General features: G+C 60.2%; 16 protein-coding genes, 1 tRNA gene and 1 riboswitch. Of the genes, 7 read left to right on the forward strand and 10 right to left on the reverse strand.

What is annotated here, in order from left to right; translation table 11 throughout:
• The first annotated feature begins 2 nt into the window (after positions 1-2).
• A complete protein-coding gene (locus PZ897_RS11270; RefSeq protein WP_275752381.1) occupies positions 3-926 on the forward strand; it encodes a carbohydrate kinase in 924 nt (307 codons plus the stop codon).
• On the opposite strand, the gene pgi is transcribed toward PZ897_RS11270, so the two are convergent.
• From pgi to PZ897_RS11295, 5 genes are all read right to left on the reverse strand, one after another.
• Positions 927-2,570 (reverse strand): glucose-6-phosphate isomerase, encoded by a 1,644-nt coding sequence (pgi, locus tag PZ897_RS11275; RefSeq protein WP_275752382.1) that lies wholly within the window; start codon positions 2,568-2,570, stop codon positions 927-929.
• A 140-nt stretch (positions 2,571-2,710) separates the two neighbouring features.
• A complete protein-coding gene (locus PZ897_RS11280) occupies positions 2,711-4,396 on the reverse strand; it encodes a long-chain fatty acid--CoA ligase (protein ID WP_275752383.1) in 1,686 nt (561 codons plus the stop codon).
• Between the two features lie 215 nt (positions 4,397-4,611).
• Positions 4,612-5,496: a polyphosphate kinase 2 gene (ppk2, locus tag PZ897_RS11285; protein WP_275752384.1), complete on the reverse strand. Its 885-nt coding sequence runs from the start codon at positions 5,494-5,496 to the stop codon at positions 4,612-4,614.
• Between the two features lie 53 nt (positions 5,497-5,549).
• The gene (fumC, locus tag PZ897_RS11290; protein WP_275752492.1) at positions 5,550-6,941 is read right to left on the reverse strand and encodes a class II fumarate hydratase; all 1,392 of its coding nucleotides are present in this window, start codon (positions 6,939-6,941) and stop codon (positions 5,550-5,552) included.
• Positions 6,942-7,205: 264 nt separating this feature from the next.
• Positions 7,206-7,736 (reverse strand): GcrA family cell cycle regulator, encoded by a 531-nt coding sequence (locus tag PZ897_RS11295; RefSeq protein ID WP_275752385.1) that lies wholly within the window; start codon positions 7,734-7,736, stop codon positions 7,206-7,208.
• Positions 7,737-8,215: 479 nt separating this feature from the next.
• Here PZ897_RS11295 and PZ897_RS11300 point away from each other — a divergent pair, with 479 nt between their 5' ends.
• The 3 genes from PZ897_RS11300 (at position 8,216) to PZ897_RS11310 (ending at position 11,457) form a co-directional block, all read left to right on the forward strand.
• Entirely contained in the window at positions 8,216-9,427 is a 1,212-nt protein-coding gene (locus PZ897_RS11300) for an aspartate aminotransferase family protein (protein WP_275752386.1), read from the forward strand.
• A complete protein-coding gene (argF, locus tag PZ897_RS11305; protein WP_275752387.1) occupies positions 9,424-10,350 on the forward strand; it encodes an ornithine carbamoyltransferase in 927 nt (308 codons plus the stop codon). The genes PZ897_RS11300 and argF overlap by 4 nt, the downstream gene beginning before the upstream one ends.
• A gap of 114 nt (positions 10,351-10,464) precedes the next feature.
• Entirely contained in the window at positions 10,465-11,457 is a 993-nt protein-coding gene (locus tag PZ897_RS11310; RefSeq protein ID WP_275752389.1) for an Hsp33 family molecular chaperone, read from the forward strand.
• Positions 11,458-11,625: 168 nt separating this feature from the next.
• Here PZ897_RS11310 and PZ897_RS11315 read toward each other — a convergent pair whose 3' ends face one another.
• Positions 11,626-13,083, reverse strand: coding sequence for a TrkH family potassium uptake protein (locus PZ897_RS11315; protein WP_275752390.1), 1,458 nt, complete (start codon positions 13,081-13,083; stop codon positions 11,626-11,628).
• Entirely contained in the window at positions 13,080-13,472 is a 393-nt protein-coding gene (gene apaG, locus PZ897_RS11320) for a Co2+/Mg2+ efflux protein ApaG (RefSeq protein WP_275752391.1), read from the reverse strand. The genes PZ897_RS11315 and apaG overlap by 4 nt, the downstream gene beginning before the upstream one ends.
• Positions 13,473-13,653: 181 nt before the next feature.
• On the opposite strand from apaG, the gene PZ897_RS11325 reads away from it, so the two are divergent.
• A complete protein-coding gene (locus PZ897_RS11325; protein WP_275752392.1) occupies positions 13,654-14,277 on the forward strand; it encodes a CDP-alcohol phosphatidyltransferase family protein in 624 nt (207 codons plus the stop codon).
• Here PZ897_RS11325 and PZ897_RS11330 read toward each other — a convergent pair.
• On the reverse strand, positions 14,266-15,450 hold the full coding sequence (locus tag PZ897_RS11330; protein ID WP_275752393.1) for an O-succinylhomoserine sulfhydrylase: 1,185 nt from the start codon (positions 15,448-15,450) through the stop codon (positions 14,266-14,268). The two genes, PZ897_RS11325 and PZ897_RS11330, sit on opposite strands and share 12 nt — an antisense overlap.
• 44 nt (positions 15,451-15,494) lie before the next feature.
• A riboswitch (SAM riboswitch) is annotated at positions 15,495-15,573 on the reverse strand.
• Positions 15,574-15,652: 79 nt separating this feature from the next.
• On the opposite strand from PZ897_RS11330, the gene PZ897_RS11335 reads away from it, so the two are divergent.
• Complete coding sequence (locus PZ897_RS11335; RefSeq protein WP_275752394.1) at positions 15,653-16,744, forward strand: 2'-deoxycytidine 5'-triphosphate deaminase; 1,092 nt, start codon at positions 15,653-15,655, stop codon at positions 16,742-16,744.
• A 41-nt stretch (positions 16,745-16,785) separates the two neighbouring features.
• Here PZ897_RS11335 and PZ897_RS11340 read toward each other — a convergent pair whose 3' ends face one another.
• Complete coding sequence (locus tag PZ897_RS11340; RefSeq protein ID WP_275752395.1) at positions 16,786-17,589, reverse strand: ion transporter; 804 nt, start codon at positions 17,587-17,589, stop codon at positions 16,786-16,788.
• Between the two features lie 129 nt (positions 17,590-17,718).
• On the opposite strand from PZ897_RS11340, the gene PZ897_RS11345 reads away from it, so the two are divergent.
• Positions 17,719-17,792 (forward strand) — tRNA-Gly (locus tag PZ897_RS11345).
• On the opposite strand, the gene PZ897_RS11350 is transcribed toward PZ897_RS11345, so the two are convergent.
• Positions 17,758-19,665: a glycosyltransferase family 2 protein gene (locus PZ897_RS11350; RefSeq protein WP_275752396.1), complete on the reverse strand. Its 1,908-nt coding sequence runs from the start codon at positions 19,663-19,665 to the stop codon at positions 17,758-17,760. The two genes, PZ897_RS11345 and PZ897_RS11350, sit on opposite strands and share 35 nt — an antisense overlap.
• Positions 19,666-19,921: the final 256 nt, after the last annotated feature.

Below are 19,921 nucleotides of genomic sequence, written 5' to 3' on the forward strand. Positions count from 1 at the left end.
CGATGATCATGTGCTGTGGTGAGGCCCTCATCGACATGCTGCCGCGGACCACGACAGCAGGCGAAGATGCTTTCTCGCCCTATGCCGGCGGGGCGGTGTTCAACACGGCCCTGGCGCTTGGCCGGCTTGGACTGGACACCAGCTTCTTCACCGGGCTGTCGAGCGACATGTTCGGCGATATCCTGCGCGAGGCACTGACTGCAAGTGGCGTCGATCACAGCCCGTGCGCAACGCTTGACCTGAACACGACTCTTGCCTTCGTCCGGCTCATCAACGGTCAGGCGAGCTATGCGTTCTTCGACGAAAACACCGCAGGCCGGATGATCACCGAAGCGCATCTGCCTAAGCTCGGCGACGAGGTCGAGGCCTTGCACTTCGGCGCCATCAGCCTGATCCCGGATCCCTGCGGCGCTACCTATGAGAGCCTGATGCGGCGTGAGCATGGAGCGCGGGTGATCTCGCTCGATCCCAATATCCGTCCCGGCTTTATCTCCGACCCGGCAAAGCACCGGTCCCGCATCGACCGGATGATCGCCATGAGTGACATCGTCAAGATGTCGGACGAGGATCTTGAATGGTTCGGTCAGCCCGACATGGCGACCGCCGCAAAGCTCTGGCTCGGGCAGGGCCCCAGCCTGGTTGTGTTCACCCGTGGTCCCGATGGCGCCATCGGCTTTACCACCGAACACACGGTGGAGGTTGAGGGCGTGGCTGTCAGGGTCGCCGATACGGTCGGCGCAGGCGACACCTTCAATGCCGGCATTCTCGCTTCGCTGAAATGGGACCATGTGCTGACCAAAAAGGCGATGAAGACATTGTCGGCCGAGGCGGTCGGCAATGCGCTGCGGCTTGGCGCCAAGGCCGCCGCCGTCACCGTCTCTCGGCCCGGCGCCAATCCGCCCTGGGCCAGTGAGATCGGCTTCTAGTCAGCTCCGGCTGCGCATCTGCCGGATGGTGTCTGCCAGCAGCAGCGTCGAACTGTCATGGCCGTCGCCCGTGCTTTCGCCCTTGACCACCGGCAGCAGCGCAGTGGCCAGTTCCTTGCCGAGTTCGACACCCCATTGGTCAAACGCATTGATGCCGAAGATCTGCGCCTCGACAAACACCCGGTGCTCGTAAAGGGCGATCAGGCGTCCGAGCGCGAACGGCGTCAGTTTGTCATAGACGAAGGTGATCGAGGGCCGGTTGCCCGGAAATGTCTTGTGCGGCGCAAGCCTGTCAGCGTCGCTTTCTGAAGCGCCACCGGCACGCAGTTGCGCGCGGGCTTCATCGCTGGACCGGCCGCGCATCAGGGCTTCCGATTGGGCGAGGCAATTGGCGATCAGCAATTGATGCTGGTGTGCAAGCTGCGGCTCATGTCCGTTGGCGGCAATCATGAATTCCACCGGGATCACATCGGTTCCCTGATGCAGCAACTGGAAAAACGCATGCTGGCCGTTGGTGCCCGGTTCGCCCCAGACGATCGGCCCGGATTCGGTTTCGAGCGGTCGGCCATTCATACCGACGGATTTGCCGTTCGATTCCATGTCGAGCTGCTGCAGATAGGCAGGAAACCGCGACAACCGCTGCTCATAGGGAATGATTGCGCGGCTTGGATAGCCACACACCAGGCGGTGCCAGATGCCGATCAGCCCGAGCAGCATCGGCAGGTTCTCGCCCACGGGTGCGGTCTGGAAATGGGTATCCATGGCCCGCGCGCCGGCAAGAAAATCGGTAAAATTCTGTCTGCCGATGGCGAGCATCAGCGGCAGGCCGATGGCCGACCAGAGCGAGTAGCGGCCGCCCACCCAATCCCAGAACCCAAACACCCGGGCCTCGTCGAGACCGAATTTGGCCACCTTGTCGAGTGCGGTCGATACCGCTGCGAAATGCTGCGCCACAGCAGCTTCCCCCAGCTTCGAAACGATGAAGTCCCGCGCCGTGGCCGCATTGGTCATGGTTTCGATCGTGGTGAAGGTCTTCGAGGCTACGATAATCAGTGTTGTTTCCGGATCGAGGCCCGCCAGCGTATCTGAGATGTGTGCGCCATCGACATTGGAGACGAAGTGCAGGTTCGGGCCGTCATGGTAAGGCGCCAGCGCCAGCGTCGCCATCACCGGCCCGAGGTCCGAGCCGCCGATGCCGATATTGACCACATCGGTGAAAGCCTTGCCGGTCGCGCCGCACAGCGAACCGTCGCGCACGCCGTTTGAAAACACAGCCATGGCCTCCAGCACGGCATGGACCTGCGGCACCACGTTCTCACCATCGACGCGAATGTCTGTGCTGGCGGCAGCCCGCAAGGCCGTGTGCAGCACTGCGCGGCCTTCGGTGGTGTTGATCGGCTCGCCAGAAAACATCCTGTCGCGCTGCGACTCGACGCCGGCGGCTTTTGCCAGCCCGGCAAGCAGCGCCAGCGTGTCGTCATTGACTGCGCATTTGGAGAAATCCATTCGCAGATCATCGAGCCCGGCGCTAAAGCGCCGCGCCCGGCTCGGATCGGCGGCAAAGGCAGCACGGACATCGCTCACCGCACCGCTAACGTGATGTGATTTGAGATCGGACAAAGCCTGATGAACAGTCTTGGGCAAAGCATGGCCTCCATTCTGGAATGCCACACCTATGCGGCGAGGCCCGCAGGAAATCAAGGTTCCTGCGGGCCTCTTGTCGTTCGCGGTCGCTGTCACCGCTTCTTTCTCTCAGCTGGTGCAATGCCAGCCGAGCTGAACAATCAGCTGTCGCGCAATTCACGCCGCAGGATCTTGCCGACATTGGTCTTCGGCAGATCATCTTTGAACACGATGATCTTGGGCCGTTTGTAATTGGTCAGCCCCTTGGCGCAATGTGCCTTGACGTCGGCTTCGCTCAGATTGGGATCCTTGCGGACGACGAAAAGCTTCACCGCTTCTCCCGAGGTCTCGTCCGGAACCGAGACCGCGGCGGCTTCGAGGATCCCCGGATGTGACGCAGCAACCTCTTCGACTTCGTTCGGGTAGACGTTGAAGCCTGACACAAGGATCATGTCCTTCTTGCGGTCGACAATCTTGGTGTAGCCGGCCTCGTCCATGATGCCCATGTCGCCTGAGCGGAAATACCCGTCGCTGGTCATCACCTTTTCGGTCTCGTCGGGCCGGTTCCAGTAGCCCGCCATCACCTGCGGCCCCTTGATGCAGATTTCGCCGATTTCGCCGAGCGGCACCGATTTGCCGTCATCGTCGCGGATGTCGATATAGGTCGAGGGAAGCGGCAGACCGATGGTTCCGGTAAAGTCGTCCGCGTCAAAGCGGTTGGCGGTTGCCACCGGTGATGTCTCGGACAGGCCATATCCCTCCGAAATCATACAGCCGGTCAACTCCTTCCAGCGTTCCGCCACCGGACGCTGCACTGCCATGCCGCCGCCCAGTGTCAGCAGCAGTGGCTTGAAATTGAGCTTCTGGAAATCATCATTGTTCAACAGCGCGTTGAACAGCGTGTTGAGACCCGGGAACACGTGGAATTCGTATTTGCCCAGTTCCTTGACGAAGCCCGGAATGTCGCGTGGATTGGGGATCAGAATATTGTGCGCGCCCTGCGCCATCCCCATCAGCGCGTTCACCGTCAGCGCAAAGATGTGGTAGAGCGGCAGCGCGCAGACATAGACCAATACTTCCGGCCTCTTCTTCTTGATGAAAGCCGCCGGCAGCCACAGATCGTTCTGCGCCGCATTGGCAAGCACATTCGAATTGAGAAGCGTGGCGCCTTTCGAGACCCCGGTTGTGCCGCCGGTATATTGCAAAAACGCCACATCGGTGGGTTGCGGATCGGCCGGCGTGAAGGTCTTGCCCCTGCCGGACGACAGCGCCGCCTTGAAGCTGACATGGCCGGGCAAGGACCAGGCCGGAACCAGCTTCTTGACCTTGCGGACGACAAAATTGACCAGATGCCCCTTCAAACCCAGCAGATCCCCCATGCTCGCCACGCAGACATGCTTGACGTCGGTCCGGCTGATGACCTGCTCCAGGGTGACGGCAAAATTCTCGAGAATGACAATCGCCTTGGCCCCTGAATCCTTGAGCTGATGCTCAAGTTCGCGGGGCGTGTAGAGCGGATTGACGTTGACCACCGTATAGCCGGCGCGCAGCACGGCTGCCATCGCCACCGGCATCTGCAGGACGTTCGGCATCATCACCGCGACCCTGTCGCCCTTCTGCAGGCCGAGTGACTGCAACCACGCGCCAAGCGACGACGACATCCGTTCCATATCGGCATAGGTAATCGTCTTGCCCATACAGGTATAGGCCGGCCGGTCGGCATATCGCTTGAAGGAATCCTCAATGAGCGCTGCAACCGAAGCGTAGGCCAGCGGTGCGATGTCGGCTGCTGTATTGGGCGGATAAGATGCCAGCCAGAAACGGTCTTTGGCAGAGGTATTTGTCATAATGTTTCACTCCCTCTTGTACCCGGATGCGAACGCATGCCTTGATTGACTGCTGGGGCTCCTCTCCCCGCATACCGGCTTTGATCCAGATTTAGATTGCTCCGGTGCGGGTTGCAATGGCTTCCCTTGACGTAAACGTCAAAAACCCTCCTGAAAGTCATGGCTTTCCTTTGTCGATGAGCTGTTTCCAGGCAATTGCACCCGTTGCAAGCATCTCAGCGGCGAACTGCATCATATCCTTCACCCACTATCGCATCGTCAATCTCGCCGATCGCGCCCTTGTCCTTTCCGGCATAGGGCAGTCCTTTCAGGATGGTTCGAACGACATTGATTCGTGCCCGGCGCTTGTCGTTGGCGCGCACCACCGTCCACGGCGCATGCTCGGTATGGGTTTCCTTCAGCATCAGATTGCGTTTTTCAGTGTAATCGTCCCATTTGTTCAGGCTGGCGATGTCCATCGGCGACAGCTTCCACGCCTTGAGCTTGCTGTGGCGGCGGTCATGAAACCGCTTGAGCTGCATCTCGCGGCCGATATTGAGCCAGAATTTGAACAGGTGGATCCCGGCTTTCACCGGCATGCGCTCGAAATGCGGGGTTTCCTCGAGAAAATGTGCATGTTGCTCAGGCGTGCAAAACCCCATCACCGGCTCGACGCCGGCGCGGTTGTACCAGGAGCGGTCGAACAGCACGAATTCACCGGAGGTGGGAAAATGATCGACATAACGCTGATAGTACCACTGTCCGCGTTCCGTTTCCGTTGGCTTGGGCAGCGCCACGATGCGCGCCGAACGCGGGTTCATATAGGCGCGGGTCGCTCCGATGGAGCCACCCTTGCCGGCGGCATCCCTGCCTTCAAACACTGAAATCACACGATTGCCGGTCTCGCCGAGCCAGCTCTGAACCTTGACCAGCTCGATCTGCAACGCCTCCAGCGTGTCCTCATAATCGTCCCGGTCGAGTTTCTTCTTGTACGGGTAATCGTCAGAGGAGAATGCGTGGTCATCCACCCAGTCCGGCAGTTTCGGGTCATCGATGTCGAAAATCCGCGTCTTGCCATCAATCTCAAGCTCGACAGCCCGGCTGGTCATATCAGTGCCCATAATCGTTCCTTTGGATGCTGTCTTCATGCCCCTGAGGCTCATGGCCGGCAAGTTCATCCCGGATGGGTCATGTCCTCAGGTCGGACAATACGGTCGTAATCCTCGGCTGTCACGAGGCCGGTGAGCAGAGCTTCCTCACGCAAGGTGGTGCCATTGCTGTGGGCGGCCTTGGCAATCTGTGCCGCATTGTCATAACCGATGGTCGGCGCGAGAGCGGTGACAAGCATCAGCGACCGGTCCAGTGCCGCCTTGATGTTGTCTTCCCGTGCCTCGATACCGGTAACGCAATTGTCGGTGAACGAGACGGAGGCGTCGCTCAGCAATTGCACTGACTGCAGGAAGTTGTAGGCCATCACCGGATTGTAGACGTTGAGTTCGAAATGGCCCTGGCTGCCGGCGAACGTGACAGCGGCGTGATTGCCGAACACCTGCACGCAAACCTGTGTCAGCGCCTCGCATTGGGTCGGATTGACCTTTCCCGGCATGATCGAGGAGCCCGGTTCGTTTTCCGGCAGCGCCAGTTCACCCAGGCCGGAGCGCGGGCCCGAGCCCAAAAAGCGAATGTCATTGGCAATCTTGAACAGCGCGGCCGCAGCCGAGTTGATGGCCCCGTGCGAGAACACCATTGCGTCGTGGGCGGCAAGCGCCTCGAACTTGTTGGGAGCCGTGACAAAGTCAAGCTTGGTGATCGCAGCGATGCGGGTGGCAACCTTTTCAGCAAATCCAACCGGCGCGTTGAGGCCGGTGCCGACAGCAGTGCCGCCTTGTGCCAGCTCATAGAGGCCGGGCAATGTCAGTTCGATCCGCCGGATCGATGAGGCGACCTGCGCGGCATATCCGCCGAATTCCTGGCCCAGCGTCAGCGGCGTTGCATCCTGGGTATGGGTCCGGCCGATCTTGACGATTCCGGCAAAGGATTCCGCCTTCATCTCGAGCGCCGCCTGCAAGTGCTTCAGCGCCGGCAGCAGGTGATGGAAGATCTGTTCGGCGCAGGCGATGTGCATGGCCGTTGGATAGGTGTCGTTCGACGACTGGCTCATATTGACGTGATCATTCGGGTGAACCGGTTTTTTGGAACCCATGTCGCCGCCCATCATTTCGATGGCGCGGTTGGAGATCACTTCATTGGCGTTCATGTTCGACTGGGTGCCCGACCCTGTCTGCCAGACCACCAGTGGAAAATGCGCGTCGAGTTGGCCGTCGATCACCTCCTGGGCAGCCTTGACGACGAAAGCGCCGATGTCCGGATCGAGGCGCTTCAGCTCCATATTGGCTTCCGCCGCAGCGCGTTTGACGATGCCGAGGGCGCGCACGATGGAAAGCGGCTGTTTCTCCCAGCCGATCTTGAAATTCCGCAGCGATCGCTGCGCCTGCGCGCCCCAATATTTATCCGCCTGCACCTCGATCGGGCCAAAGCTGTCGGTTTCGGTTCGGCTGTCGGACATCTCGTCACCCTCGCTCAATCACGTATCAGGCTTGCCAGCCTTTCCGGTGAAAGGCCACAATGTCTATGTGATTTCAAGTTGCGCGATTAAACAAGTGCCAGCATCTGCAAACCAATGATTTCGGAGGAAAGTTGAAGCGGAAAATGCCGATGGCAGGCAATGTCGCGAGTGTGGTCACCGAGCAATCTGGATGGTTAAGCGGGCAAACCAAAAAGCCCGGATCTTGCGACCCGGGCTTGATGTCTTGTCGGCAGTGACAGTTGTCTATCGGGCGCGTCTGCGCTCGCTTGCGGGCTGGAACGCCAGTTTGGCGTGGTAGCCGCAATAGGGTGATGCTTCGCCTGAATCATTGCCGCAGAAATGAAAGCCCTCCTGCAGCGGATCGCCAATCGGCCATTTGCAGGTGCGCTCTGACAGCTCAGCAAGTGTCAACCGGCGGGAAATCGGCACCACCACATCATCCACCGGTCGCGTGTCGAGTTCTTCCGCTGCAACGACATTCAGGTCCTGCTTGAGCGCCGCTCCGGCTCCACCACTCGTGCGATTGATGGTTCGCGTCGCCTGGGTTGCCGCCCGGTTCGCGTATGTCGGTGCCCGCGGTGCAGCCGTGGTGCGTTTTGTCCGCACCGAAGCCTGGCCGCCGCTCTTGGCTCGACCGGGAAGATTGAGGCGATGCACCTTGCCGATCACTGCGTTGCGGCTGACGCCGCCCAGTTGCGCAGCAATCTGGCTCGCGCTGAGCCCGTCCGCCCAGAGTTTAGTCAGTCTTTCGACCCGTTCATCAGTCCAGCTCATGCAATGCTCTCCCTGTCTCCCGTGGCTCGGGATGGCAGAATCCCTCGCCGAGGCCCCGGACGACCGGAGCAGGAAACTCGGTTGGTGTGAGGTGAATAGTGTTCGCCGCGAACGTCTATTTCATGACCTTAACTTAGTGGTCGGAGGACTCCATGACAAGAGTCAGCGGAATCATCGAGATTCCTTTTTGCGGTTTTCCCCAACTTACGGTGGATATTTGTCAATGTGCCCGTTACGGCTCGCTCATGGCTGATCCGGCGCGGCCGTCAGGGTCGAAGAAGAGCGTGGACCCGGGCTTGAGGGCTAATCGGCCTGTCGCATTGACAGGCCATATTTAAACGTAAATAGTGCCCTCGCCGCCCCGCAAAAGGGCGGCATTTTGGTTTCCGGCATGCTTGGTGCCCGGCGGATTGCAACTGAGGTCGTCAGGCGCGGGTTACTGCTACATTGTCTGATCTCGACTGGGGGAGAGAAGCGCCATGGCCGACGCCAAGCCGCTTTATGATACATACAATCGCATTCCGATCGTGTTCGAGCGCGGCCACGGCATGTGGCTGGAAACGCCGGACGGCGAGCGCTATCTGGATTTTGCCGCTGGCATTGCCGTCAATTCACTGGGGCACACCCACCCACACCTTGTTGAAGCGCTCAAGGCGCAGGCTGACAAGCTCTGGCACCTGTCGAATCTGCACGAGATCCCGGCGCAGAACCGGCTTGCCGAACGCCTCACCGAGGTGACATTTGCGGACAAGGTGTTTTTCACCAATTCGGGTGCGGAGGCGCTCGAGTGCGCCATCAAGACCGCGCGCCGGCATTTTTTCGTCAATGGGCAACCCGAGCGCTACCGCATCATTACCTTTGAAGGCGCCTTTCACGGCCGCACCCTGGCAACCATCGCCGCTGGCGGACAGCCGAAATATCTCGAAGGATTTGGGCCGACGGTCGAGGGCTTTGACCAGGTGCCGTTCGGCGATTTCGATGCGGTGAAAGCTGCAATCCGCGACGACACTGCAGCCATTCTGATTGAACCGGTGCAGGGCGAGGGCGGTGTCCGGCCGCTGGAGAACGACACACTGCGGGCCCTGCGTGACTTGTGCGATGAGCACGGAATGCTGATGATCCTGGATGAGGTTCAGTCCGGTGTCGGGCGCACCGGAAAGCTTTTTGCTCATGAATGGGCCGGCATCGAGCCCGACATCATGGCGATTGCCAAGGGCATCGGTGGCGGCTTCCCGTTTGGCGCCTGCCTGGCCACTGCAGAGGCCGCCGATGGCATGACTGTCGGCACCCATGGCACCACCTATGGCGGCAATCCGCTTGCCATGGCAGTGGGCAATGCAGTGCTCGATGTCATCCTCGAAGCCGATTTTCTGGCCCACGTCAATGACAGTGCCCTGGTGCTTCGCCAGGGGCTGGCTTCGCTCAAGGACCGTTACCCCGATCTGATCTCTGACGTGCGCGGCACGGGCCTGATACTCGGCATCAAATGCGCCAGATCCAATGCTGATCTGGTGCTGGCGATGCGCAATGAGCATCTGCTCGCAGTGCCGGCGGGCGACAATGTTGTTCGCCTGCTGCCGCCCCTGATCGTGACCGCCGAAGAAGCCCGTGACGCCCTTTCCAGAATTGAGGCAGCGCTCGAGATGTTGTCCCTCAAGGGCGCAGCCAAAGAACCGGACAGGATTCCATGACACAGAGCACATCATCCGTCGGCAGCCGCCATTTCCTCGATCTATCAACCGTCAGCGCTTCCGATCTGCGCACCATTCTCGACGCAGCGCGATCGGCCAAGACCGGCGGCGACACCGATCGTCCCCTTGCCGGCAAGATGCTGGCGATGATTTTCGAAAAGCCATCTACCCGGACACGGGTCTCGTTTGATGTTGGCATGCGTCAACTTGGCGGCGAGACCTTGTTTCTCTCGGGAACCGAGATGCAGCTTGGCCGCGCCGAGACCATCGCCGACACCGCCAAGGTGCTGTCACGCTACGTCGACATCATCATGATCCGCACGCTCGATCACTCGCGCATGCTTGAGCTTGCCGAGCATGCCACTGTCCCGGTGATCAATGCGCTTACCGATGACACCCACCCCTGCCAGATCATGGCCGACATCCTGACTTTCGAAGAGCATCGTGGCCCGATCAAAGGCAAGACCCTTGCCTGGACCGGTGATGGCAACAATGTTCTGCATTCCCTCGTCGAGGGCGCCGCGCAGTTCGGCTACCGGATGCAGATCGCCACGCCGGCGGGGTCCGAGCCCGACAGCAAATTCGTCGAATGGGCCCGCAAACAGGGTGCGGAGATCGACATCAGCGCCGATCCGGACCGGGCAGTCACCGGTGCCGATTGCGTCATCACCGACACCTGGATCTCGATGAATCAGGAGCACCGCGCCCGCGGCCACAACACCTTTCTGCCCTATCAGGTCAATGAAAACCTGATGGCGAAGGCAAATCCCGACGCCCTGTTCATGCATTGTCTTCCGGCCCACCGTGGCGAGGAAGTCACCAATGAGGTGATGGATGGCCCGCAATCGGTGGTCTTTGACGAGGCTGAAAACCGCCTGCATGCCCAGAAGGCAGTCATGCGCTGGTGCATGGGGGTTTTGTAACACCACTGGCGCTGCCCGCATTCAATGCCTATATGCGCGGTTTGGAAACGGTGTCGGACCTCGCCTCGCTGCACTGAGGGCGGGTCGCACGAAGCTAAACAACCGGGATTGAGTATGCAAACCGATATCCAACCCAGCGGTGAACCTGGTTTCGCCGGTGATGACCGCGTTCTGCCCTTTGACGTGGATGGCCTCGATGTGCGCGGCCGCACCGTGCAGCTTGGACCCATGATCGATGCAATCCTTGCGCGGCACGCCTATCCGGAGGACGTGGCGCGGCTGCTCGCCGAAACCATTGCTCTGACGGTGCTGTTGGGGACTTCGCTCAAGTTTGAGGGCAAGCTGATCGTCCAGACCAAGGGCGACGGGCCCGTCGATCTCGTCGTCGCGGATTTCTCCACGCCGGGAAACCTGCGTGCCTACGCCCGTTTTGACGAGGACCGCCTGGCCGCTGCCCAGGCCGCCGGAGCGACGAGCCCCGCCGAACTTCTCGGCAAGGGCATCCTGGCCTTTACCATTGACCAGGGCGCCTACATGCAGCGCTACCAGGGCATCGTCGAAATGAACGGCGAGACGCTGGAAGCCATGGCGGAAACCTATTTTCGCCAGTCCGAACAGATCCCGACCATTGTCCGTCTGGCCGTTGCCGAGCTGATTGACCGTGATGATGACGGCAATCCGCGTCACAGCTGGCGGGCTGGCGGGATTGTCGTCCAGTTCTTGCCGCAGGCGCCGGAACGGATGCGCCAACCCGACCTTCCCGGCGGTGACGTGCCCGAAGGTGACGCAGGCGATATTCACAATGATGATGACAGCTGGGCCGAAGCCAAGGCGCTTGTCAGCACCGTGCAGCCGGGCGAACTGACTGATCCGGAAGTCGGTGCCGAACGTCTGCTCTACCGGCTGTTTCATGAGAGTGGCGCGAGAATCTATCAACCGGTGCCGGTTTATGACAGATGCAGTTGCTCGCGAGAGCGCCTCGGCGAAGTGCTGAGCGGTTTTTCGGATGAAGATATCCAGGATAGTGTCGAGGATGGCGCTATCACTGTGCAATGCGAATTCTGCTCGACAGCCTATCGCTTTGATCCGTCCGAGATCAAACGCTGAACCCGCTACAGCGCAAACACACGGATCAGTCTCGGTGGTGCGAACTTCGTCCAGGGGCCTGGGCTGCCGGCTGATCCCGCTGCCCGGGCTTCCCGGTCGGCGATGAAATTGCCGGTATTTTTCGATCTTCCACGACCGCCGGTCAGCCGGGCGGCGCGCCTGATCGGTTCAGGACCGCCAGAACCGGGGCAGGAACAGCACCAGAACAGTGAACAGCTCCAGCCGTCCGAGCAGCATTCCGGCAGAGAGCAACCACTTTTGAACATCGCTCAACGGCTGGAAATTTCCGGACGGGCCGATGATCTCACCCAACCCGGGACCGACATTGGACAGGGCGGTTCCGGCGCCTGACAGCGCCGATAGCGTATCAAGACCTGTGAGTCTGAGCAGGATCGACAACACCACGAAGGCCGCCATGAACAGGAAGAAAAAGCTCATCACCGAGGCCACGACACGGTCCTGGATCGGCTTGCCGTTGAAATGGGTGCGAAACACCCCGTTCGGATACATCACCTGTGAGATATGTTGTCTGACAGCCTCCAGCAGCACCTGAAAACGGAAGATCTTGATCCCGCAGGACGTCGACCCTGCGCAGCCGCCGACAAACATGATGATGAAGAAAAACGCCACTGCATGCGGTCCCCACAAACCGTAGTCGGTGGAGGCGTATCCGGTGCCGGTGGCGATCGAGACCACATTGAAGGCTGAATGCCGCAACGCCTCCAGCCCGACATGGTTCTCGCTGAAATGCGCCATCACCCAGCCGGCAAGGATCGCCGCGCCAAGAAAGCTCAGGAACGCCTTGACTTGCTCATCCCTGAAGACCGGCCGGAACCGGCCTTGCAGCATCTGGACATAGAGGATGAACGGGATCGAGCCGAGTATCATGAAAACCACTGCGATCCATTCGACGGCCGGATTGTTGAAGTAGCCGATAGAGGCGTCCTTGGTCGAGAACCCGCCGGTGGCAACCGTCGTCATGGCGTGCACAACGGCGTCATCCGCTGCCATGCCGACCGCCATATAGGCGACGGCGCAGATCCCCGTCATGCCGATAAAGACGAGCGTGATCGAGGTCGAGATTTGCGCGGCGCGAGGCAGAATCTTCTCCGCCGTATCGAAAGCCTCAGCCTTGAACAGCTGCATGCCGCCGATCTGCAGCATCGGCAGCACGGCTATGGCCATGACGATGATACCAAGGCCGCCGAGCCATTGCAGCAGGCCGCGCCAGAACAAGAGACCGGGCGGGACATTGTCGAGACCCGTGATCACCGTGGCGCCGGTGGTGGTCAGCCCCGACATGGATTCAAAGAAGGCGTCCGTGTAGCTTGGCACGATCCCGGACCAGTGAAACGGCAGGGCGCCAAAGCCGACCAGCGCAACCCAGGACACGACTGTCATCAGCATCGCCTGCCTGGTTGACAGCCCCTTCGGCGCGCCACGATTGGCGGCGAAAAGCCCCAGCCCGACAAGCATCGTCATCATGGATGCGCTGGTAAAGATCATCCAGTCGTCATTGGCGGCGGCCAGATCAACCAGCGCCGGCAACAACATGGCGGCCCCGAGAGTTGCGACAAGCAGCCCGGTGACCAGCAAGACCGGCCGTAAATCGGACAGAGCGTTCAATTCAGTGTTCTTGCCATGCCCGGCAGGTCCAGCGAAAAGGCCGGGATCTCGACATCGAAAAGCTCGCCGGCCTCTGATTGCATCTGGTAGCTACCGACCATGACGCCCGAGGGCGTGTCCAGGGGGCATCCTGAAGAGTATTCATAAGTGTCGCCTGGTCCGAGCACCGGCTGTTCGCCGACGACCCCGGGGCCGCGCACTTCATCGACAAGCCCGTTTTCGTCGGTGATCTTCCAATGCCGGCTTGTGAGCTGAACCTTCTGGTCGGAATGGTTGGCGATGATGATGCGGTATCCCCACACATAGCGTCCGTCCTCGGGGTCCGATTGGTCCTCGAGATAATACGGCTCCACGGTCACTTCAATGTCATGTGTTAGCGCGCGATACATGTGCCACTCCTTGCCACACTCATTGTACAGTGAGGTGCTTGCGTCAAGCATTTCAGCGCCTCACCCGGCGCAACGACGGCTGTATCTGTTGACCTTATCGTGATGTTGCGCGGGCGGGTCGCAGCGTGACGCGTGGCTGCCACCGCGCTAACACAATGGACAGGACGAAGGAGATCCCGGCATGATGGATGGAACTGCACGCAAAATGATTCAGCCGGGGCTTGACCGGATCGGGTGCTGGCTCGCTCGCCAAGGTGTAAACGCCAATCATGTGACAATTCTTGCCTGCCTGTTGGGACTCGCCGCCGCCGGGCTGATCGCTCTGGGGTATCCGGGGGTGGCGCTGGTGCTGATCGTGATCAGCCGCATTGGTGACGGTCTGGATGGATCGGTGGCGCGCGCATCCAGAAAGACCGATTTTGGCGGTTTTCTCGATATCACGCTGGACTTTGTCTTCTATGGCGCCATCCCATTGGGTTTTGTCTTGCTTGATCCCGAGGCGAACGGGCTGGCAGGGGCGGCTTTGATCTTTGCATTCTATGTCAATGGTGCAAGCTTCCTCGCTTATGCGGTGGTGGCGGAGAAGCGGGGACTGAGCACCGCCGCGCGTGGTGTCAAATCGATCTATTTCACCACCGGGCTGGCTGAAGCCACCGAAACCTTTGTCGTCTTTGCGCTGTTTTGCCTCTGGCCGGCCTGGTTCAGCCACGTAGCCTGGGTGTTTGCCGCGATCTGCCTCTACACCGCGCTGTCGCGGATCATACAGGCGCGCGCCATGTTTCCCGATGCGCCGTCAGAGCCCTGACAGCGCATGGTCGAAATCCTCGATCAGGTCCTGCCCATCTTCAATCCCCAGCGAAAGCCTGACCATACCCGGTGAAATGCCCAGTTGGTCGCGCACCTCGTCGGAGAGGTTCTTGTGCGTTGTCGTCGCCGGGTGGGTGATCAGGCTCTTGGTATCGCCAAGATTGTTGGAGATCTCGACCACTTCAAGTGCATTCTGCAGCGAAAACGCAGCTGATTTTCCACCCTTGAGCTCGAACGCCACCAGGGTCGATCCGCCTTTCATCTGCCGGGCGCAGATGTCGGCCTGCGGATGATCGGCGCGGCCGGGGTAAATCACCCGGGCAACCGCAGGATGGTCGGCGAGGAAATCTGCGATCCGTCCGGCATTTTCACTCTGCTGGCGAACTCTGAGCGGCAGGGTTTCGAGGCCCTTGAGCAGGGTCCAGGCATTGAACGGTGACAAGGACGGGCCGGTATGGCGGAAGAAATCGTGCAAATGCTCGTCGATCCAGCCCTTGTCGGAAAGGATTACACCGCCCAGGCAACGGCCCTGACCGTCGATGTGCTTGGTTGCCGAATAGGCCACCACATGGGCGCCAAGTTCCAAAGGCTTCTGCAACAGCGGTGTGGCAAACACATTGTCGACCACCAGCTTTGCGCCGATCTGGTTGGCGAGCTTCGCCACCCCGGCAATATCGACCACTTCAAGCGTGGGGTTGGTTGGGCTTTCGAGGAAGAACACCTTGGTATTGGGCCGGATCGCGGCTTCGAAATTGGCGAGATCGCGGCCATCGACCAGTGTGGAGTCGATGCCGTATTTTGGCAGCAGCGTTTCCACCACCCAGCGGCAGGAGCCAAACAGCGCCCGGGCCGAAACGACATGGTCACCCGCCTTGAGCTGGCACAGAAGCGCAGCCGAAACCGCCGCCATGCCTGAAGCTGTCGCGCGGGCATCTTCCGCCCCCTCCATCAGGCACATGCGTTTTTCGAACATGTCGTTGGTCGGGTTGGCGTAACGGGAATAGATAAAGCCCGGCTCTTCACCCTTGAAGCGCGCTTCGGCGGCTTCGGCGCTGTCATAGACAAACCCCTGCGTCAGGTAGATTGCCTCTGAAGTCTCGCCATGTTGGGAGCGGGTGGTTCCGCCATGCACCAATTGGGTGGCGGGGCGGAGGTGTCGGTTGCTTGTCATCGGTTCCGTCCAAAACACAAAAAACCGGCTTGCGAGTCGCCAGCCGGTCTTGCAACCCGACCTTTTTAGCGACTTGTTTAACGTGGCTGCAAGCCGGTCGGCCAAATCACCACGGGATAACCCTGCTTTTAATGCCTGCTGGCGCTTGCGTCAATCGTCCCGCCTTGCGATCAAGGCTGCAGATGAACAAAAGAGGCCGATCTTGGTAGCAGGCATACTTTCAGACCGCGCGATTCAGGCGCTCTTTGACGCTGGCAAACTTGTGTCCAGTCGTGCGCTGGATACTGACCAGGTCCAGCCGGCCAGCCTTGATCTCAGGCTTGGCTCGCGCGCCTACCGGGTCCGGGCCAGCTTCATGCCTGGCCCGTTTGCAAAGGTCGAAGACAAGCTTGCGCGGCTGAGCATGCACGAAATCGATCTTTCGGCGGGCGCGGTGCTGGAAACCGGCTGTGTCTACATCGTTCCGCTGCTTGAAGCCCTCGCGCTGCCGCCCGAGATTTCAGCTTCGGCAAATCCCAAGAGCTCAACCGGGCGGCTCGACATCTTTACAAGGGTGATGACGGATTACGGTCAGGAATTCGACAAGATCGCGCCGGGTTACAACGGGCCGCTGTGGTTGGAAGTCAGCCCGCGCACCTTTCCCATTGTCGCACGCACCGGATCACGCCTGTCGCAAATCCGGTTCCGTCAGGGCTACGCGCTGCTTGGCGAAGACGAGCTGTCGGCGCTCCATCGGCGCGAGACGCTGGTTGCGTCCGACACGCCCAATGTCTCCGGCGGCGGAATCGCGCTTTCGATCGACCTGATGGGGCAGGGGGATGATGGTCTCATCGGCTATCGCGGCAAGCACCACACGGCCGTCATCGATGTCGACAAGCGTGCAGCACAGGACGTTTTCGATTTCTGGGAGCCGTTGCACAACCGCGGCTCAGCCGACCTGATCCTGGATCCGGATGAGTTCTACATCCTTGCCAGCCAGGAATCGGTGCATGTTCCGCCCTTGTATGCAGCCGAGATGACGCCGTTTGATCCGCTGGTCGGCGAGTTCCGCGTGCATTATGCCGGTTTCTTTGATCCCGGCTTTGGCCATACCGAGGCCGGCGGTGCCGGAAGCAGGGCCGTACTCGAGGTACGTAGCCATGAGGTGCCGTTCATTCTCGAGCATGGCCAGATCGTCGGCCGGCTGATCTATGAACGGATGCTCGAACATCCTGCAGCGCTCTACGGGACGGGTCTGGGATCAAATTATCAGGCGCAGGGTCTGAAACTGTCCAAGCATTTCCGCACTGAATAGGAACCCGGACCTTGCATCTGGCCTGGCCTGATCTGGCTTGATCAGGACTGCTGGACGCGGTCAGTCTGTGCAGCCCGCAGTTCAGCGAGATCCTTGCGGATTGCCTTGAGTTCCTCCAGCATCGCACTCTGGTCTGACACCATAGACTCCCGGTCCGCTGTGACTTCGGCTTCATGTTCTTCCTGCATGGCCGAAACGATGATGCCGATGAACAGGTTGAGCACGGTAAAGGTCGTGCAGGCGATAAACGGAATGAAAAACGCCCAGGCCAGGGGATAGACCTCCATCACCGGGCGAACAATGCCCATTGACCAGCTTTCCAGCGTCATCACCTGGAACAGCGAATAGGCCGAAGCCGGGATCGAGCCGAACCACTCGGGAAAGCTGTCGCCGTAGAGCTTGGTCGCCATCACCGAAAACACATAGAAAACCAGGGTCAGCAGCAGCATGATCGATCCCATTCCGGGCAGGGCGCTGACAAGTCCACCGACAACCCGTTTGAGCGACGGCACCAGGCTGATAATCCGCAGTACCCTGAGTATGCGCAGCGCCCGGAGCACCGAAAGCGCACCGGTGGCCGGCATCAGCGCCACACCAACGACCAGAAGATCGAACACGCGCCAGGGATCACGGAAGAAATCCAGCCGCCAGGCGACCAGCCGCGCCGCCACTTCGAGCACAAAGACCCCGAGTATGGTCCGGTCGAGTACATGCAACAGCCAGCCGAACCGCTCCATCGCCGCAGGCACGGTTTCGAGCCCGAGCGTCAGGGCATTGAGGATGATCAGAGCCGTGATGAAGAATTCAAAACGTCGGGATGACAGGAAGGTTTTGAGCTGGTGCATGGGATGCTTTTGGGTTGGAGCAGGGCGCTCTTCATATGCGGTCGGCCCGGCAGCCAGTCAAGCGCTGGCCTGATCCATCGATGCGACTTGACACCACCGGAGAACAGCGCCAAGGATCGGGCGGCTTTTGCGGGTGTAGCTCAATGGCAGAGCAGAAGCTTCCCAAGCTTAAGACGAGGGTTCGATTCCCTTCACCCGCTCCACCACTTCAGATCCGCCCGCGATCCCCGATCCCTTCGCGGCAGCCACCCATTCCGGTGGTGCGTGATGCGGCGTTTTTTCCCACAGATGCGCGTTGGAGGCTAATTGGCCGAGCGCCCGCCAGCCGGCATAGGACATCAGCAGCCAGTAGACCGGGGTCATGCACAGCCATCGGCTACTGAGCCTGGCCCGTTCATGCAGGGTGAATCCGCGCCAGCCCATGGCAAAAAAGGTCAGGTAACTGCCGCCGATATTGCCCAGGTCAATCCACATAAGGGTGCGCTGCAGCGTCGAGATTTCGGCTCCCGGATCGCTGGCAAGCCAGGCGATGGTAAATCCGATGAAAGCAAACATCAAAGGGTGCGCCAGCGCGGAGACGAGCATCCCGGCGATCATCAACTGAAAGATGACGAAGCCGCCGGCTCCCAGTGCGCGGCCGGTGTGCAGCGGCCGTCGCATGGCCACCAGCCAGGTCTGCGCCCAGCCTTTTAGCCAGCGGGTTCGTTGCCGAATCCAGGTATTCAGCGAGGACGGGGCGACTTCGACCGTGGCGCGGCTCAGCGTGCCGGTATGATAGCCATGGGCATACAGCCGCAGTCCCAGATCGGCGTCCTCGGTGACGTTGTGCGGGTCCCAGCCACCCGCTTTTTCGAGGGCGGAGCGCAGGAAATGATTGGACGTGCCGCCCAGCGGAATCGGCATCCGGAGGCGGGCGAGAAAGGGGATGAGCACGCGGAACAAGCCGCTGTACTCCAGCGCGAACAATCCTGTGATCCAGTTCGAGCGCAGGTTTGCGATCGCCAGGGGCGATTGCAGGCAACCAAGGCTTGGATCGCTGTTACGGAAAACTGTCCAGGCCTCAAGCAATTGTCCGGGCGCGGGCTTGTCCTCTGCGTCATAGACGGCAATCAGCGAACCGCGCGCGCCCTGCAAGGCATATTGCAGGGCCTTCGGTTTGGTGCGCGGACCGAAATCGGGTATCCGGACGATCTCGCTCTCCGGCCCGAGATTTTGTGATTGCAAGGCGGAAATTGTTGCCGTGTCACTGATCTCGCAAATGTATTTGATGTCGAGACGGCTTTTCGGCCAGCGCAAGGCCGAGATCCGCGACACGATGGCTGGCACCATCTCGGCTTCGTTGCGCAAAGCGATCAGCAGCGTGTAGACCGGCAGTCCGGTATCGACTGCCGGTCTTTCCGGAAGCGGCTTGGGTGTGTTGACCAAGGATGCGACGAGCGCACTCAGACGCAACAGCACGACACCTGAGAAAAATGCTGTAAGACACAGGTGCATTGCGGCAAATGCCCCGGCTGGCCACAATAAAAACGCGGTTGCAAATCCATAGGTTGCTGTTCCCAGCACAAAGCCTTGCGGACCGGTCATCACCCGCCGAGCGCTGGCGTCAAGATGGTCCTGATCAAGTTCGAAGGTGATTTTTCTGACCCGGTCAGCGGCACCTGCCCGCCACACCGCGGTGCGAATGGTTGCGGGTGAGGCGACCGCCAGACGGTCGCGCAATCGCGGCCGTTGAGCCAGTTGCGCCCTGTGCATATCCAGATAACGGGCTTCAGGGACGATCACCGTAATCTGGCCTTTGGCGCGCGAGACCCTGAGCGGGCCGTCGCGGGTAAGCAGCACATCCGTTGAGTCCAGCCGGACCACCTCGCTTGGCTCGATCCGCTCGAGATAGGCAAGGCCCAGCTGCTCCGCCAGCCAGCGATAATAGAGGTCGGGCTCGATCAGCCCCTCCGCCAGCAGTTCCTTCTCGATGCTTGTGGCGTTGGTTTGCGCGGCCTTTGCCGCAGCATGGACATGCGGTTTGCCGATGCCGCAGCCCAGAAACAACAATGCCTCGGACGCATACGCCCGAGGCACCTGGTGAGATAGCTCCGGCTGCACCGGGACCTGTCCGTGCCCGGCCCCCCTCTTCAGCCGCAAATGCGCACGAAAGCCGGCGTGTGCATGCTGACGGAAGGTTTTGCCTGGGGCCATGACTCTGATAAACACATGACGGTTGAAGCGGAGAGTGAAATCTATGGTAGTGAATGCGGGCGCAATTGCACCCCTGAAATTTGCGGGCATATTGCGCATTCTGTGCGCTTTTATCGCCTTTTTAGCCGCGGCACTCCCG

Origin of the sequence: Hoeflea sp. YIM 152468 (genome assembly GCF_029210485.1) — a bacterium.
GTDB lineage: Bacteria > Pseudomonadota > Alphaproteobacteria > Rhizobiales > Rhizobiaceae > Hoeflea.

Excerpts from the sequence above, each read along its gene's own strand:
- PZ897_RS11270 (WP_275752381.1), top strand. The coding sequence starts at position 3 with ATGATCATGTGCTGTGGTGAGGCCCTCATCGACATGCTGCCGCGGACC.
- PZ897_RS11280 (WP_275752383.1), bottom strand. The coding sequence starts at position 4,396 with ATGACAAATACCTCTGCCAAAGACCGTTTCTGGCTGGCATCTTATCCG.
- ppk2 (WP_275752384.1), bottom strand. The coding sequence starts at position 5,496 with ATGGGCACTGATATGACCAGCCGGGCTGTCGAGCTTGAGATTGATGGC.
- fumC (WP_275752492.1), bottom strand. The coding sequence starts at position 6,941 with ATGTCCGACAGCCGAACCGAAACCGACAGCTTTGGCCCGATCGAGGTG.
- PZ897_RS11295 (WP_275752385.1), bottom strand. The coding sequence starts at position 7,736 with ATGAGCTGGACTGATGAACGGGTCGAAAGACTGACTAAACTCTGGGCG.
- PZ897_RS11300 (WP_275752386.1), top strand. The coding sequence starts at position 8,216 with ATGGCCGACGCCAAGCCGCTTTATGATACATACAATCGCATTCCGATC.
- argF (WP_275752387.1), top strand. The coding sequence starts at position 9,424 with ATGACACAGAGCACATCATCCGTCGGCAGCCGCCATTTCCTCGATCTA.
- PZ897_RS11310 (WP_275752389.1), top strand. The coding sequence starts at position 10,465 with ATGCAAACCGATATCCAACCCAGCGGTGAACCTGGTTTCGCCGGTGAT.
- apaG (WP_275752391.1), bottom strand. The coding sequence starts at position 13,472 with ATGTATCGCGCGCTAACACATGACATTGAAGTGACCGTGGAGCCGTAT.
- PZ897_RS11325 (WP_275752392.1), top strand. The coding sequence starts at position 13,654 with ATGATGGATGGAACTGCACGCAAAATGATTCAGCCGGGGCTTGACCGG.
- PZ897_RS11330 (WP_275752393.1), bottom strand. The coding sequence starts at position 15,450 with ATGACAAGCAACCGACACCTCCGCCCCGCCACCCAATTGGTGCATGGC.
- PZ897_RS11340 (WP_275752395.1), bottom strand. The coding sequence starts at position 17,589 with ATGCACCAGCTCAAAACCTTCCTGTCATCCCGACGTTTTGAATTCTTC.